This is a genomic window from Serratia sp. NA_112.1 (assembly GCF_052691715.1).
In genome coordinates this window covers 865,964-880,767 of record NZ_JBQZFO010000001.1, presented here as the reverse complement: position 1 = coordinate 880,767, position 14,804 = coordinate 865,964, and the positions used below count along the sequence as shown (strand labels likewise).

11 protein-coding genes are annotated in these 14,804 nt (G+C 55.1%); 6 read left to right on the top strand and 5 right to left on the bottom strand.

What is annotated here, in order from left to right; genetic code table 11:
- Positions 1 to 19: 19 nt before the first annotated feature.
- On the bottom strand, positions 20 to 1,924 hold the full coding sequence (locus ACUTQ5_RS04210; RefSeq protein WP_445650205.1) for an ABC transporter ATP-binding protein: 1,905 nt from the start codon (positions 1,922 to 1,924) through the stop codon (positions 20 to 22).
- A gap of 5 nt (positions 1,925 to 1,929) precedes the next feature.
- Positions 1,930 to 4,050: a bifunctional 23S rRNA (guanine(2069)-N(7))-methyltransferase RlmK/23S rRNA (guanine(2445)-N(2))-methyltransferase RlmL gene (gene rlmKL / locus ACUTQ5_RS04205; protein ID WP_445650249.1), complete on the bottom strand. Its 2,121-nt coding sequence runs from the start codon at positions 4,048 to 4,050 to the stop codon at positions 1,930 to 1,932.
- A gap of 103 nt (positions 4,051 to 4,153) precedes the next feature.
- Here rlmKL and ACUTQ5_RS04200 point away from each other — a divergent pair, with 103 nt between their 5' ends.
- A complete protein-coding gene (locus tag ACUTQ5_RS04200) occupies positions 4,154 to 5,257 on the top strand; it encodes a YcbX family protein (RefSeq protein ID WP_445650204.1) in 1,104 nt (367 codons plus the stop codon).
- A gap of 5 nt (positions 5,258 to 5,262) precedes the next feature.
- Here the strand turns inward: ACUTQ5_RS04200 and ACUTQ5_RS04195 are convergent, their stop codons facing one another.
- Positions 5,263 to 5,811 (bottom strand): cell division protein ZapC, encoded by a 549-nt coding sequence (locus tag ACUTQ5_RS04195; RefSeq protein WP_012006168.1) that lies wholly within the window; start codon positions 5,809 to 5,811, stop codon positions 5,263 to 5,265.
- Positions 5,812 to 5,986: 175 nt separating this feature from the next.
- Positions 5,987 to 6,997, bottom strand: a complete 1,011-nt coding sequence (gene pyrD / locus ACUTQ5_RS04190; protein WP_012006167.1) for a quinone-dependent dihydroorotate dehydrogenase — start codon at positions 6,995 to 6,997, stop codon at positions 5,987 to 5,989.
- A gap of 259 nt (positions 6,998 to 7,256) precedes the next feature.
- Between pyrD and ssuE the strand changes: the two genes are divergently transcribed.
- The 5 genes from ssuE to ssuB are packed head-to-tail and all read left to right on the top strand — an operon-like array spanning position 7,257 to position 11,567.
- Positions 7,257 to 7,835 carry an NADPH-dependent FMN reductase gene (ssuE, locus tag ACUTQ5_RS04185; RefSeq protein ID WP_445650203.1) on the top strand — a complete coding sequence of 193 codons (579 nt, stop codon included), beginning with the start codon at positions 7,257 to 7,259 and terminating at the stop codon, positions 7,833 to 7,835.
- A gap of 25 nt (positions 7,836 to 7,860) precedes the next feature.
- Positions 7,861 to 8,826, top strand: a complete 966-nt coding sequence (locus ACUTQ5_RS04180; protein WP_445650202.1) for a sulfonate ABC transporter substrate-binding protein — start codon at positions 7,861 to 7,863, stop codon at positions 8,824 to 8,826.
- A 16-nt stretch (positions 8,827 to 8,842) separates the two neighbouring features.
- Positions 8,843 to 9,991, top strand: a complete 1,149-nt coding sequence (gene ssuD / locus ACUTQ5_RS04175; RefSeq protein WP_445650201.1) for an FMNH2-dependent alkanesulfonate monooxygenase — start codon at positions 8,843 to 8,845, stop codon at positions 9,989 to 9,991.
- Positions 9,992 to 10,002: 11 nt separating this feature from the next.
- Positions 10,003 to 10,797 carry an aliphatic sulfonate ABC transporter permease SsuC gene (gene ssuC / locus ACUTQ5_RS04170; RefSeq protein WP_445650200.1) on the top strand — a complete coding sequence of 265 codons (795 nt, stop codon included), beginning with the start codon at positions 10,003 to 10,005 and terminating at the stop codon, positions 10,795 to 10,797.
- Positions 10,794 to 11,567, top strand: coding sequence for an aliphatic sulfonates ABC transporter ATP-binding protein (ssuB, locus tag ACUTQ5_RS04165; RefSeq protein WP_445650199.1), 774 nt, complete (start codon positions 10,794 to 10,796; stop codon positions 11,565 to 11,567). The genes ssuC and ssuB overlap by 4 nt, the downstream gene beginning before the upstream one ends.
- A 214-nt stretch (positions 11,568 to 11,781) precedes the next feature.
- Here ssuB and pepN read toward each other — a convergent pair whose 3' ends face one another.
- Complete coding sequence (pepN, locus tag ACUTQ5_RS04160; protein ID WP_445650198.1) at positions 11,782 to 14,397, bottom strand: aminopeptidase N; 2,616 nt, start codon at positions 14,395 to 14,397, stop codon at positions 11,782 to 11,784.
- Between the last annotated feature and the right edge of the window lie 407 nt (positions 14,398 to 14,804).

Here is a 14,804-nt window from a genome sequence, read left to right as displayed (position 1 = left end):
TGGGCGGTATTCTCAACGGTTAGCCGTTTTTCATCGCTTCCAATTCTTCCCAACGGGCGAATGCCTCTTCCAGCGCCCCTTCGGCCGCGGCCAGTGCCGTCAGCACCTGTTGCGTTTCGCTGTGAGGACGAGTGAAGAAATCAGCATCGCTCATTTGCGCCTGCAGCGCCGTAATTTCTGCCTCCAGCTGTTCCAGGCGTTGCGGCAACTGCTCCAGCTCACGTAACAGGTTATAGCTCAGTTTAACCGCTGTTTTCTTTGGCTGTTCAGCCTTTTTTTCTGCCAAAGGCTTGTTCTGCTCGGCCGTGACCTGGCGGATCGGTTTTGCCGTAGCGCGTTGATGATGCGCGTCGTAATAACCGCCGACGAAGGTGCTGATCTCACCGTTGCCTTCAAAGATCCAGCACTCAGTTACAGAGTTATCAACAAACTGACGATCGTGGCTTACCAACATCACGGTGCCCTGGTAGCCGTCGATCAGCTCTTCCAGCAACTCCAGCGTTTCAACATCCAGGTCGTTGGTAGGTTCATCGAGGATCAATAAGTTACTAGGCTTCAGGAACAGCTTGGCCAGCAACAGACGATTACGCTCACCGCCCGACAAGGCTTTCACCGGCGTCATCGCCCGTTTAGGGTGGAACAGGAAGTCCTGCAGATAACCCAACACGTGACGGGAACGGCCATTGACCAACACTTCCTGTTTACCTTCCGCCAGGTTGTCCATGACAGTGCGCTCCGGATCCAGATCCGCGCGGTGCTGGTCGAAGTAGGCCACTTCCAGCTTGGTACCGCAGTGCACGCGGCCACTGTCGGCTTTCAACTGGCTGAGCATCAGTTTCAGCAGCGTAGTTTTGCCGCAGCCGTTCGGGCCGACCAACGCAATTTTGTCGCCACGCTGTACCTGGGCGGAGAAATTACGGACCAACACTTTGCCGCCAACCTGATAGTTAACGTCTTCCATCTCAAACACGATTTTGCCGGAGCGAACCGCTTCTTCCACCTGCATTTTAGCTGTGCCCATCACTTCACGGCGTTCGGAACGCTCGTTACGCAATGCCTTCAGCGCACGAACGCGGCCTTCGTTACGGGTACGACGCGCCTTGATACCCTGACGGATCCACACTTCCTCCTGCGCCAGCTTGCGGTCGAATTCGGCGTTTTGCAGCTCTTCCACCCGCAGCGCTTCTTCTTTGCTCAGCAGGTATAAATCATAATTACCCGGCCAGGACACCAGCTTGCCGCGATCGAGATCGACAATGCGCGTCGCCATATTGCGGATAAATGAACGGTCGTGGGAAATAAACACGATGCTGCCCTGGAACTCTTTCAGGAAGCCTTCCAGCCAATCGATGGTTGAAATATCCAGGTGGTTGGTCGGTTCATCGAGCAACAGTACGCGCGGAGAGCTGACCAACGCACGACCCAGCGCCGCTTTACGCAGCCAGCCGCCGGAGAGCGAGGAAAGTTCCGCATCCCCATTCAGGCCCAACTGCAACAGCACTTCGCTGATGCGGCTATCCAGCTGCCACAGGCCCTGGTGATCGAGGATCTCCATAATCTGTGCCATGCGCGTCAGATTTTTTTCGCTTGGATCGGTTTCCACCAGATGCGAAATCGCGTGGTAGGCTTTCAGGTGTTCCGCCTGCTCGGCGACGCCTTCAGCCACGAAATCAAACACCGTACCGCCGATATTGCGTGGGGGATCCTGTTGCAGACGAGCCACAATCAGATCCTGCTCGTAAATAACCCGGCCGTCATCCAGCGGAATCTCTTTACCGAGGATCTTCAACAGCGTGGATTTACCGGCGCCATTGCGCCCAACCAGACAAACGCGTTCGTTGTCTTCAATATGAATTTCGGTGTTGTCTAAAAGGGGGGCATCGCTGAAAGACAGCCAGGCACCGGACATGCTAATTAACGACATAGTAATTATTTTCCTTCGCCGGCATGGGTAAGCAGCCAGCAGTTATGAATTTGACGGTTACGGGCAAAGTCCTGCGACTGCGTCTGGGCGGTAATTTCTTTCGCCTCCAGACCCAATGCGCTCAGGCCGGCCATATCCATCTGGAAACCGCGCTTGTTGTTCGAGAACATGATGGTCCCGTTACGACGCAGCAACCGTTTCAAATCTTGCATCAGCGCCAGGTGATCGCGCTGAACGTCAAAAGTGTTCTCCATTCGCTTGGAGTTGGAGAAGGTCGGCGGATCGATAAAGATCACGTCGAATTGTTCGTCGGCATTTTGCATCCATGACAAACAATCCGCATGGATCAATCTGTGCTGTTTGCCGGTCAAGCCGTTAACCCGCAGGTTTTTCTCTGCCCATTCCAGATAGGTGCGCGACATATCCACGGTAGTGGTGCTGCGCGCCCCACCCAGTCCGGCATGCACGCTGGCGGTACCGGTATAGGCAAACAGGTTGAGGAAGTCTTTGCCTTTGCTCATCTCGCCCAGCATGCGGCGGGCAATACGGTGGTCGAGGAACAGACCGGTATCGAGATAGTCGGTCAGGTTAACCCACAGCTTGGCGTTAAACTCTTCCACCAGCAGGAATTCGCCTTTCTGCGCCAGCTTTTCGTACTGGTTTTTGCCCTTCTGGCGCTCGCGGGTTTTCAGGATCAACTGGTTGGACGGCAATTCCAGCACCGCCAGCGTGGCGTTGATCACGTCGAACAGACGTTGACGCGCCTTCTGCGCATCAACGGTTTTCGGCGGTGCATATTCCTGCACCACGACTTTGCTGCCGTAGCGATCCACCGCCACGTTGTATTCCGGCAGGTCGGCATCGTACAGACGGTAGCACTCAATGCCCTGCTGTTTGGCCCACTTGTCGAGCTTCTTCAGGTTTTTGCGCAGACGGTTGGCAAAATCTTCCGCCACCTGCACGCCACCGGCACCCAATGGGTTTTCTGCCAGTTGGTAATTTTTCTGCACGCAGTCCAACGGACCATTTTTGGCCTTGAACTGACGCTCGGCACGCAGTTGCAGACAGCTCAACAGCTCCGGTGAGGCGCTGAACAGTGACAACTGCCAGCCACCAAAAGCGCTTTTCATGATACGACCCAGCATATTATGCAAGGCAATCAACGCCGGTTCGCTTTCCAGACGTTCACCGTACGGCGGGTTGCAGACCACAGTACCCGTAGGGCCTTCCGGCAGCGGGTTGGTCAGTTTGGCTACGTCGTTGACGTTAAAGGTAATCAGTTCGGCGACACCGGCACGACGGGCGTTGCCACGAGCCATTTCAATCACCCGGCGATCGATATCAGAGCCGAAGAAACGCGAGGTGGTTTCCTGCAGGCCACGACGAGCACGTACCTGCGCTTCGGTGATCACTTCACGCCACAGATCGACGTTGTGACCATTCCAAGCGGTAAAGCCCCAGTGTTGACGATGCAGGCCAGGTGCGCGATCGGAAGCAATCATCGCCGCCTCGATCAGCAAGGTGCCCGAGCCACACATGGGATCCAACATCGGCGTGCCTGGCTGCCAGCCGGAACGCTGCACAATCGCCGCTGCCAGGCTTTCTTTCAGCGGTGCCTGACCGGTCAGGTCACGATAGCCACGCTGGTGCAGGCCTTCACCGCTCAAATCAAGCGCTACGCTGGCCATATCGCGCTGCAGGAACACATTGACGCGAATGTCCGGCTGCTGCTTCGCCACCGTCGGGCGCTGTTCAATTTTGCGGGTAAAACTGTCGACAATGGCGTCTTTGACCTTCAGTGCGCCATATTGGCTGTTGCGGATCTCTTCGTTAACGCCACTGAAGTGAACGGCGAAAGTTTTATCCACACCAAAAATGCTCGTCCAGTCGATCGCCTGTACGCCCAGGTACAAATCCAGATCGCTGTGTACGCGGAATTCATTCAACGGCAGCAAAATACGTGAGGCCAAACGGCTCCACAGCAAGCTTTGGTACAGAAGACGATCGTCACCCTGAAAATGTACCCCACCCTGTACCACTTTACAGGCGTGAGCGCCCAGCGCTTCGAGTTCGCTTTTTAACAGTTCTTCCAGTCCACGCGCCGTGCTGGCAAACAGAGAGTTCATATCGTACTTATCACCAAAAAGAAAATTGTTGCGCATTATAGCTAATCCAGACCGCTTGTCATAAAGTTGCTCCCTTCTATTTACTAATCGCGCGGAGACAAGGGTGATTACGCTAGCCAAACTTTACGTTCATCCGGTTAAATCGCTTCGGGGTTTGCAGCTTTCTCACGCCCAGGTTTCCAGTAGTGGCCTGGCTTTCGATCGCACTTTTATGATCACCGAGCCGGATGGCACCTTTATTACTGCGCGGCAATATCCGCAGATGGTGTTATTCACTCCGGCACTGCTGGCAGACGGCCTGTTCCTGACTGCACCGGACGGAGAAAGTGCCGCTATCCGCTTTAGCGATTTCGCCGCCGAAGCGCAACCGACCGAAGTCTGGGGCAACCATTTCACTGCCCTGATCGCACCGCAGGCGATTAATAGCTGGCTGAGTGGCTATTTCCAGCGTGAAGTGCAATTGCGTTGGCTTGGCCCGGAGCTGACCCGCCGCGTTAAAAAACACCCGGAAATCCCGCTGTCCTTCGCCGACGGTTATCCCTACCTGTTAATTAACCAAGCCTCGTTCAACGACCTGCAACAGCGCTGCCCCGGCAGCATCAAGCTGGAACAGTTTCGTCCGAATCTGGTGGTGACCGGCGCTGGCGCCTGGGCAGAAGATGGCTGGCAGGTGATCCGCGTCGGTGACGTGATGTTTGACCTGGTGAAACCTTGCAGCCGCTGCGTGCTGACCACCGTCAGTACTGAACGTGGACGCAAACATCCGAGTGGTGAACCGCTGAGTACCTTGCAAAAATTCCGCACCGCCGATAATGGCGATGTCGATTTTGGCCAGAATATGGTGGCGCGCAACACCGGCATTATCCGCGTTGGCGATGCAGTTGAAGTGTTATCCACCAAGCCGCCACGCCCTTATGGCGCAGGTAAAGTGGTAGAAAGCGTGCAGGCACCACAGGACAGTACGCAGAGCGTCACTATTGACTACGCGGGAACAGTGTTTACCGGCAACAATCAGCAGATATTACTGGAGCAGTTGGAACAGCAAGGGCTTCGCGTGCCTTATTCATGCCGTGCGGGAATTTGCGGAAGCTGTCGTATTACTTTGGTCAATGGCGAAGTGGCACCGCTGAAGAAAAGTGCGGTGGCCAACAATGGCACCATTCTTTGCTGCAGCTGTATTCCCAAAAGCGATCTGACGCTGGCGTAATTGCCTTACATCGCCCTGTCGTAAGCCGGGGCTGAGGCTTCATCTTGCGCGCAAGGTTTAAGGCGATCGTGCATCACTTTGATGGCATCGCCCAGCACCATGGTACGGCCGGCCAGTGAAAGCTGATTTTGAGCCAGCAGGCACAGGCTGGCGTTATCGCCGGCTTCCACCACTAGCAAGCGGGCTTCAATGCCGCTTTCCATCACTTTTACCGCCGCCAGTTCGCCGTTCTTCGGCTGCAACGGATAATGCTGCTGAGAAAAATGCCAGCTCTTCGGCATCAGCGGTTTCAGGAAGCGATAAGCCACCAGGGCATTTAATACCAGTTCAGCACGCTGCTCATGGCTAAGCTTTATCTGTTTGCACTGCTCTTCATAATTAAAATAAAGTGCAGCGTCATCGACACAGAAAGAGCATTCATCGAAGGCATCCGGGGTTAACATTTTGGCAGGGAAACGCGAGCGAAAGATCATCCCATTAGCTAAATCCAGCATTAGCCGATCGTGTTCAGCGTCAAAATACCAACGCCAATTATCGTCAGGTTTTATCTTCATCTCTTATCCTTCTCGCTGCCCATGCCACGCAATATTTACCCTAAAAGGTGATTTTATCACCATTAAAGTCGCTTAAACATCGGATAATTCCGCGAACGATATTTATGCTAGTGAACAAAATATAGACGAGCCGGGGGAAGAAATAAACCCCCGGCGGAAAATGAAAGGAAAAATATTAGATGTAGTTAACGATATCTTTAATCAGGCGCGGACCTTTGAAGATAAATCCGGAATAAATTTGTACCAGCGAAGCCCCTGCAGCCATTTTTTCCCGCGCCGCCATCAGGGAATCAATTCCGCCAACGCCGATAATCGGCAAGCGGCCTTGCAGCTCCAGTGACAGACGGCGGATCACTTCGGTGCTGCTCGCCTGCAGCGGACGACCACTCAGGCCCCCCATTTGCTCACAATAATTCAGCCCCTGGATCAATTTACGATCCAGCGTGGTATTGGTCGCGATCACGCCATCTATATTATGGCGTACCAGGCTGTCGGCTATTTGGATCAATTCCTCTTCAGAAAGATCCGGCGCGATCTTTACTGCCACCGGCACATATTTGTGATGACGTTCATGTAATTCCTGCTGCTTATTTTTAATCGCGGCCAGAAGATCGTCCAAAGCTTCGCCATACTGTAGGGATCGTAATCCTGGGGTATTAGGTGACGAAATGTTAATCGCGATATAACCGGCATACGGATAAACCTTATCCATACAGATTAGATAATCGTCTTTTCCTTGCTCAACCGGGGTGTCTTTATTCTTGCCGATATTAATCCCAAGAATGCCGCCGAAATGGGATTTCTTAACGTTTTCAACCAGATTATCCACGCCCTGGTTATTAAAGCCCATGCGATTGATCAGGCCTTCGGCTTCTACAATGCGGAACAGACGCGGTTTGTCGTTGCCCGACTGTGGGCGCGGCGTTACGGTGCCGACTTCGACAAAACCAAAGCCCATGGCACCAAACGCATCGATACACTCGCCGTCTTTATCCAGACCGGCGGCCAAGCCCAATGGGTTTTTAAAAGAGAGCCCCATGCAGCTTACCGGCTTGGTCGGCACAGACTGACGAATAAGGAATTCTAACGGGGTGCCGGTGACACGGCGAAGCTGTTGAAAAGTCAATTCATGCGCACGCTCGGGATCGAGCTGGAACAACGCTTTTCTGATGAGGGGGTAGTACATGTACTCTCCTGATTTCCCGGTTGCAAACCGGGGGCGTATTATCCGGTATCCCCTGACCAATTGGAATTGATTAAAAGCAAAAAAAACGTTTTTTACGCAATCGTTTTCCCCCGCATAGGCTCAAACCGCCGCCAATCCGCATTTGCGCATAACAAAATCGAAAAATGAGATTTAAGTAACCCACCTTATTGCTGATAGGTTTAAAACACTTCTTGAAAATTTTCTGATCAAACCTAACTTTTAGTTATAAGGAGTGGTAATGCGCGTTATATCACTGGCTGGCAGTCCACGCATCCCATCACGCTCGGCAGCACTGCTTTCTCTAAGTAAAAACTGGTTGCAGCAGCAAGGCGTGGAGGTGATCTCCTACACCCTTCACGATTTTGATGCCGAAGACTTGCTGTATGCCAATTTTAACAGCCCGGCGATCAAAGCCTTTACCGAGCAACTGGCACAGGCAGATGGCCTGCTGGTCTCGACACCGGTGTATAAGGCTTCGTTTTCCGGGGCGCTGAAGCCCCTGCTGGATCTGCTGCCGGAGCGTGCGCTGGACCACAAGGTAGTATTACCGCTAGCCACCGGCGGCTCCATTGGCCATATGTTGGCGGTGGACTATGCCCTCAAGCCGGTTCTGGCGGCGCTGAAAGCGCAGGAAGTGCTGCACGGGGTATTTGCCGATAACAGTCAGGTGGTGCTGGACGGCGAAGAAGTCACCCTGGCCGAGAATCTGGCTGCCCGGCTGGAAGAAGCCCTGGAAAGCTTTTATCTGGCATTGGGCCGCCGCAAGCCGCCAAGAGCCAAGCTCTCACCCTCTCTGTTTGCCCGCCAAACCGCCTGACGGCGCAGTATATAAGGAAATAAACATGAAACGACTTTCTTCACTGGGCCGTTGGCTTGGCACCAGCGCATTGGCGGGCATCATCTCGTTGGCATGGATCAATTCCGCCAGCGCACAGGATCCGGCGCAGTTTCGTATTGGCTACCAAAAAGGATCGGTCAGTTTGGTCCTGGCAAAAAACCACCGGCTGTTGGAACAGCGTTTTCCCAACACCAAAATCAGTTGGATCGAATTCCCCGCTGGCCCGCAGATGCTTGAAGCGCTGAACGTCGGCAGTATCGATCTGGGCAGTACCGGTGATATCCCGCCGATCTTCGCCCAGGCTGCCGGAGCAGACCTGCTGTATGTTGGCGTAGAGCCGCCAAAACCCAAGGCAGAAGTGATCTTGGTTCCGGAGAACAGCCCGATCAAAACCGTCGCAGAGCTAAAGGGCCACAAGGTGGCCTTCCAGAAAGGCTCCAGCTCACACAATTTGCTGCTGCGCTCATTGCAAAAAGCCGGGCTGAAGTTCACCGATATTCAGCCAGTCTATCTGACCCCGGCCGATGCCCGCGCCGCCTTCCAGCAGGGCAATGTCGATGCCTGGACGATTTGGGATCCCTACTACTCCGCGGCCTTGTTGCAGGGCGGCGTACGGGTACTGGGTGACGGTACCGACCTGAATCAAACCGGCTCCTTCTATCTGGCGGTGCGAACTTATACCGAGGCCAACGGGCCGTTTATTCAACAGGTGCTCGATACGCTGACCCAGGCCGATGCGCTGACCCTGAGCGATCGCGCACAAAGCATCACGCTGCTGGCTAATGCCATGGGCCTGCCGGAGAAAGTGATTTCGACCTATTTGGATCACCGTCCGCCCACCGCCATCAAACCGCTGGACGCACACACCATCACCGCTCAGCAGCAAACCGCCGATCTGTTTTATGCCAACCATCTGGTGCCGGTGAAAGTTGATATTTCGCAACGCATCTGGCACCCAAGCGCACAATAATTTAGGAGAACTGACGATGAGCCTGAACGTATTTTGGTTTTTACCCACCCACGGTGACGGTCACTATCTTGGCAGCACGGAAGGTGCCCGCTGCGTCGATTACGGCTATTTACAGCAAATTGCCCAAGCTGCCGATCGATTGGGTTTTGGTGGCGTACTGATCCCTACCGGCCGCTCATGTGAAGACTCCTGGCTAGTGGCCGCCTCGCTGATACCGGTAACCCAACGACTGAAATTTCTGGTCGCCCTGCGCCCCGGCATTATTTCGCCCACTCTGGCGGCTCGCCAGGCAGCGACGCTGGATCGTTTTTCCAACGGCCGGGCATTGTTTAATCTGGTCACCGGTGGCGATCCTGATGAATTGGCGGCGGAAGGCCTGCACCTGAATCACGAAGAACGCTACGAGGCCTCGGCGGAGTTCACCCATATCTGGCGCAAGGTGCTGGAAGGAGAAACCGTCGACTTTAACGGTAAACATATTCAGGTAAAGGGCGCAAAACTGCTGTACCCGCCAGTGCAACAACCGCGCCCACCGCTCTACTTTGGCGGTTCCTCCGCCGCGGCACAGGATCTTGCAGCCGATCAGGTTGAAATGTATCTCACCTGGGGCGAGCCGCCGGCGCAGGTAAAAGAAAAAATTGCCGAGGTACGTGCCAGGGCCGCAGCCAAAGGTCGCCAGGTGCGTTTCGGTATCCGCCTGCACGTCATCGTGCGCGAAACCACCGAGGAAGCTTGGCGAGCTGCCGACCGGCTGATTGCCAATCTGGATGAAAAGACCATCGCCGATGCCCAGCAGGCCTTCGCCCGGTTTGATTCCGTAGGGCAACAACGGATGGCGGCATTGCACGGCGGCAAAAAAGACAATCTGGAGATCAGTCCCAATCTGTGGGCTGGGGTAGGTTTGGTACGCGGCGGTGCCGGTACCGCGCTGGTTGGCGATGGCCCGACGGTGGCAGCGCGTATGCAGGAATACGCCGATTTGGGCATCGACACCTTTATATTGTCCGGCTACCCGCATCTGGAAGAAGCCTATCGCGTTGGCGAGCTGCTGTTTCCGCATCTTGATCTGGTGAAAACCCAGGCGCCCGCGTCACACCAACCGGCCAAAGCACAGGGCGAAGTGGTGGCCAATATTTATATTCCACAAAAAGCATCGCAAAGCTGAGGAGCCGCACTATGGCAAACGGCACACAACGAATCTTGCACCGCTTGGCCCCCTGGGCATTGCCGGTAGCGCTGGTGGCAGTCTGGCAAATATCCGTGGAAGCGGGCTGGCTGTCGAACCGCATTCTGCCGGCGCCGAGCGCCGTAGTGACCGCTTTCTGGACCCTGAGCAAGAGCGGCGAGCTGTGGCAACACCTGACCATCAGCAGTTGGCGCGCGTTGATCGGTTTTAGCATTGGCGGCAGCATCGGGCTGGCGCTGGGCTTTATCACCGGCCTGTCACGCTGGGGTGAACGCTTGCTGGACAGTTCCGTACAGATGATCCGCAACGTGCCGCATCTGGCATTAATCCCACTGGTGATCCTGTGGTTTGGCATTGATGAGTCCGCCAAGATTTTTCTGGTGGCGTTGGGCACCCTATTCCCTATCTATCTGAATACCTATCACGGGATCAAAAATATCGATCGGGGCCTGCTTGAAATGGCTCGCAGCTACGGCCTGAGCGGATTCCAGTTATTCGCCCAGGTGGTTTTACCGGGTGCCCTCCCCTCGATCATGGTCGGCGTGCGTTTTGCATTGGGCTTTATGTGGCTGACGCTGATCGTCGCCGAAACCATTTCCGCCAATTCGGGGATTGGCTACCTGGCGATGAATGCCCGTGAATTCCTGCAGACCGACGTGGTGGTGGTGGCCATTGTGTTGTACGCCCTGCTCGGCAAGCTGGCGGACCTCAGCGCCCAATTGCTGGAGCGCGTCTGGCTACGCTGGCATCCGGCCTATCAACTCAAGCAAGGAGAAGCGCTATGACGACTCCCTCACGTATTCCTCAGGGGACCCCGGTCACGCTGGAATCCATTGCCAAGCAATACGGTAACCGCAGGGTACTCGACAATATCCAGTTACGAATCAGCGCCGGCCAGTTCGTCGCCGTGGTTGGCCGCAGTGGTTGCGGCAAAAGCACGCTGCTGCGTCTGATGGCCGGGCTGGAAAATGCCAGCAGCGGCGCGTTATTAACCGGCAATACACCGCTCGCCAGTGCCAGGGAAGATACTCGCCTGATGTTTCAGGATGCGCGCCTGCTGCCGTGGAAAAAGGTGATCGACAATGTCGGCCTCGGCCTGCGGAGGGATTGGCGAGCCGACGCATTACAAGCGCTGGAAACCGTTGGGCTGGCCGATCGCGCCAATGAATGGCCGGCAGCCTTGTCCGGCGGGCAAAAACAGCGGGTGGCGCTGGCTCGTGCACTGATCCACCGTCCACGCCTGTTGCTGCTGGATGAGCCCTTGGGCGCGCTGGACGCGTTAACGCGGATTGAAATGCAAGGCCTTATCGAAGGGCTATGGCAACAACATGGTTTTACCGTACTGCTGGTGACGCACGACGTCAGTGAAGCTATTGCGCTGGCGGATCGGGTGATTTTGATTGAGGAAGGGTGTATCGGGCTGGATTTGACCATTGACCTGCCGCGTCCACGCCGTAAGGGATCATCCAGGCTGGCGGAACTGGAGGCCAAAGTGCTGGATCGGGTGCTGTCACCACCGCCGCTGGCTGAAGCTTCGCGCCAGGTAGCTAATTAAACAAAGGACGGCATGCCGTCCAGTTGAACAAAGTTCTGAATAAGAATGTGCGGCGTTGTTTAAGTGGGCGTCCCCCTCTCCAGAGGGAGAGGGCCGGGGTGAGGGGCTTTAATGTTCCTGCTGCCTGTATCCCCTCACCCTAACCCTCTCCCAACGGAGAGGAAACAATTCACCTTAACTGACAAGCATTACAGAATGCTGTCCCTTCTTAGGTCTACGCATCGAGCGCTTTGGTGATCTTCTCGAACAGGTCGCCGGACAGATTCTCCAGCCCTTTCAGTTGTTCAAGCGCTTTGCGCATCAACGCCTGACGTGAAGCATCATAGCGTTTCAGGCGGATAAGCGGCTCAATCAGGCGTGCGGCAATTTGCGGATTGCGCTGGTTCAGATCGCTGAGGATCTCGGCCAGGAACTGATAACCACTGCCATCAGCTGCATGGAACGCCGCCGGGTTGGCGGAAGCGAAACCGCCAATCAACGAACGCGTACGGTTGGGATTGCTCAGGCTGAATGAACGGTGTTTCAGTAAGCTACGCACCTTGGTCAACACGTCCGCCGCCGGGCTGGTCGCCTGCAGCACGAACCATTTGTCCATCACCAAACCATCCTGGTGCCAGCGCTCATCGAATGCCGTTAACAGCGCATCGCGACAAGGCAACTGTGCAGCTACCGCCGCCGCCAGTGCCGCCAGTGAGTCGGTCATATTGTCTGCCTGACGATACTGCTCGGACACCAGTCGGTCGGCCAGGGCCTCGTCACCAAAGGCCAGATAACCCAGACACACATTGCGCAGCGAACGTTTGGCGATGTCAGCGTGTTCCACCCGGTAACCGTCTGTTTTATTGGCGTTATAAACCGCCAGCCACTCGTCGGCCATTTCCTTCGCCAGGCAACGGACGATCGCTTCATGCACCGCAGCAATTGCTTCGGGATCGATGGTCGCAAACAGCTCGGCAATTTCACCTTCTGATGGCAACGTCAGAATTTGCGCGGCCAATGCCGGATCCAGCGTCTCGTCCAACAGCACGGCGCGGAACGCATCAGCAACGTGTAGTGGCAGCGACAACGGTTGTTTCTGCTGATGTTTGGCCACGTTCAGTTTGATGTAGGTGGCCAGCAGGCTCTGGGCCGCATCCCAGCGGGCAAATTCATTGCGCGCATGCTGCATCAGGAAAGTCAGTTGCTGATCGCTATACGGATAATCCAGTTTCACCGGCGCGGAGAACTCACGCAGCAGGGACGGTACCGGCTTGTGCGCCACGCCGTCGAACACGAAAGTCTGCTCCGCCTCGGTCACGTTCAAGACGTTATTGACCGCAGAGCCGTCTTTCTGCAAAGCAATTACATTGCCTTGCGCGTCGTACAGTTCGATATCCAGCGGAATATGCAGTGGCAATTTCTGCGGCTGGTCGGCGGTCGGTTCGGTCTTCTGGCTGACGTGCAGGCGATACTGCTGGAGTTCGGCATCGTATTCATCGCGCACGGTGAGCAATGGCGTACCGGACTGGCTATACCAGCGGCGGAACAGCGACAAGTCAACGTTGGATGCATCCTCCATCGCCTGAACGAAATCATCGCAGGTGGCCGCGCTACCGTCATGACGCTCGAAATACAGCTGGATGCCTTTCTGGAACTGCTCTTCGCCCAGCAGCGTGTGCAGCATGCGGATCACTTCAGACCCTTTCTCATACACCGTCAGGGTGTAGAAGTTGTTCATTTCGATCACTTTGTCCGGACGAATAGCGTGCGCCATCGGGCTGGCGTCTTCAGCGAACTGCGCGCCGCGCATCACGCGCACGTTATCGATACGGTTAACCGGACGTGAACCCAGATCAGAACTGAACTCCTGATCGCGGAACACCGTCAGCCCTTCTTTCAGGCTGAGCTGGAACCAGTCGCGGCAGGTCACACGGTTGCCGGTCCAGTTGTGGAAGTATTCGTGGCCAATCACCGCTTCAATATTCAGGTAATCTTTGTCGGTGGCGGTTTCGGCTTTTGCCAGCACGTATTTGGAGTTAAAAATATTTAACCCTTTATTCTCCATCGCTCCCATGTTGAAGAAGTCAACCGCGACGATCATATAAATATCGAGATCGTACTCAAGTCCGAAACGGGTTTCGTCCCATTTCATTGAGTTCTTCAGCGAGGTCATCGCCCAATCGGCGCGATCCAGGTTGCCACGGTCAACGAACAGTTCCAGCGCCACTTCACGCCCAGAGCGGGTAGTGAAGCTGTCGCGCAGCACGTCGAAGTCACCGGCCACCAGCGCAAATAGGTAACAAGGTTTTGGGAACGGATCTTGCCACTGCACCCAGTGGCGTCCGTCTTCCAGCTCACCCTGGCCTACGCGGTTACCGTTTGACAACAGGAACGGATAACGAGCCTTGTCAGCCACAATGCGGGTGCTAAAGCGGGCCAGCACGTCCGGGCGATCCAGATAATAGGTAATGTGGCGGAAACCTTCGGCCTCACATTGAGTACACAGCGCCTCACCGGACAGATACAACCCCTCCAGCGCGGTGTTTTTCGCCGGGTGAATATCATTGACGATGGTCATGGTAAATTGTGCTGGCAGTTGCATGATAACCAGTTTGTTATCCTGCAACTGATAGGCAGTCCATGGCTGGCCGTTGATCTCAATACTCACCAGCGTCAGATCTTCACCGTTCAGTACCAGTGCCGCGTCAGCTGCGCCCTGGCGTTTAATCTTGCTGACGGCGGTGACGCGAGTGGTCTCTGCGTCCAGCTCAAAATCCAGGTCAATGTCAGTAATGGTGTAATCTGGCGCGCGATAATCATGGCGATACTTCGCCTGTGGCTGTTGTGTCATAAAAACCCTTCGACGTCTCAGTGAGTTACAGGTGCCAGGCTTTCATCTTGGGGTTATTTCGCAGTGGGGAAAGAGCAGAAATTTTGATGAGCCTGATTGTAAATAAACTGTATCACAGCTACAAAAAAAACCCAGAGATGCCGGGCTACCAGAGCAGAGAAATCGGAGGTGGATCCTAATATTGTCGACGAATTGCCCACACGGTCAGCCTCCCTGACCTCAGACAGAATGAAAATCAGCATTTAATGCTAAAAAATATTCTTAGGGATTTACGCTTCACGGGCGTCAGTCGCTGGGTAAACAGCTCGACTTTCTCAGGGCCCACGGGCAAGCAACTCTTATTCAGCAGCACTTTGCTGGTCACAGCGCCCAGGCGGGTATAGCCAAGACAGCCTGGGAGCCGCAGT

Excerpts from the sequence above, each read along its gene's own strand:
- ACUTQ5_RS04210 (WP_445650205.1), bottom strand. The coding sequence starts at position 1,924 with ATGTCGTTAATTAGCATGTCCGGTGCCTGGCTGTCTTTCAGCGATGCC.
- ssuC (WP_445650200.1), top strand. The coding sequence starts at position 10,003 with ATGGCAAACGGCACACAACGAATCTTGCACCGCTTGGCCCCCTGGGCA.
- ACUTQ5_RS04195 (WP_012006168.1), bottom strand. The coding sequence starts at position 5,811 with ATGAAGATAAAACCTGACGATAATTGGCGTTGGTATTTTGACGCTGAA.
- ACUTQ5_RS04180 (WP_445650202.1), top strand. The coding sequence starts at position 7,861 with ATGAAACGACTTTCTTCACTGGGCCGTTGGCTTGGCACCAGCGCATTG.
- rlmKL (WP_445650249.1), bottom strand. The coding sequence starts at position 4,050 with ATGAACTCTCTGTTTGCCAGCACGGCGCGTGGACTGGAAGAACTGTTA.
- ssuE (WP_445650203.1), top strand. The coding sequence starts at position 7,257 with ATGCGCGTTATATCACTGGCTGGCAGTCCACGCATCCCATCACGCTCG.
- ssuD (WP_445650201.1), top strand. The coding sequence starts at position 8,843 with ATGAGCCTGAACGTATTTTGGTTTTTACCCACCCACGGTGACGGTCAC.
- ssuB (WP_445650199.1), top strand. The coding sequence starts at position 10,794 with ATGACGACTCCCTCACGTATTCCTCAGGGGACCCCGGTCACGCTGGAA.
- pepN (WP_445650198.1), bottom strand. The coding sequence starts at position 14,397 with ATGACACAACAGCCACAGGCGAAGTATCGCCATGATTATCGCGCGCCA.
- pyrD (WP_012006167.1), bottom strand. The coding sequence starts at position 6,997 with ATGTACTACCCCCTCATCAGAAAAGCGTTGTTCCAGCTCGATCCCGAG.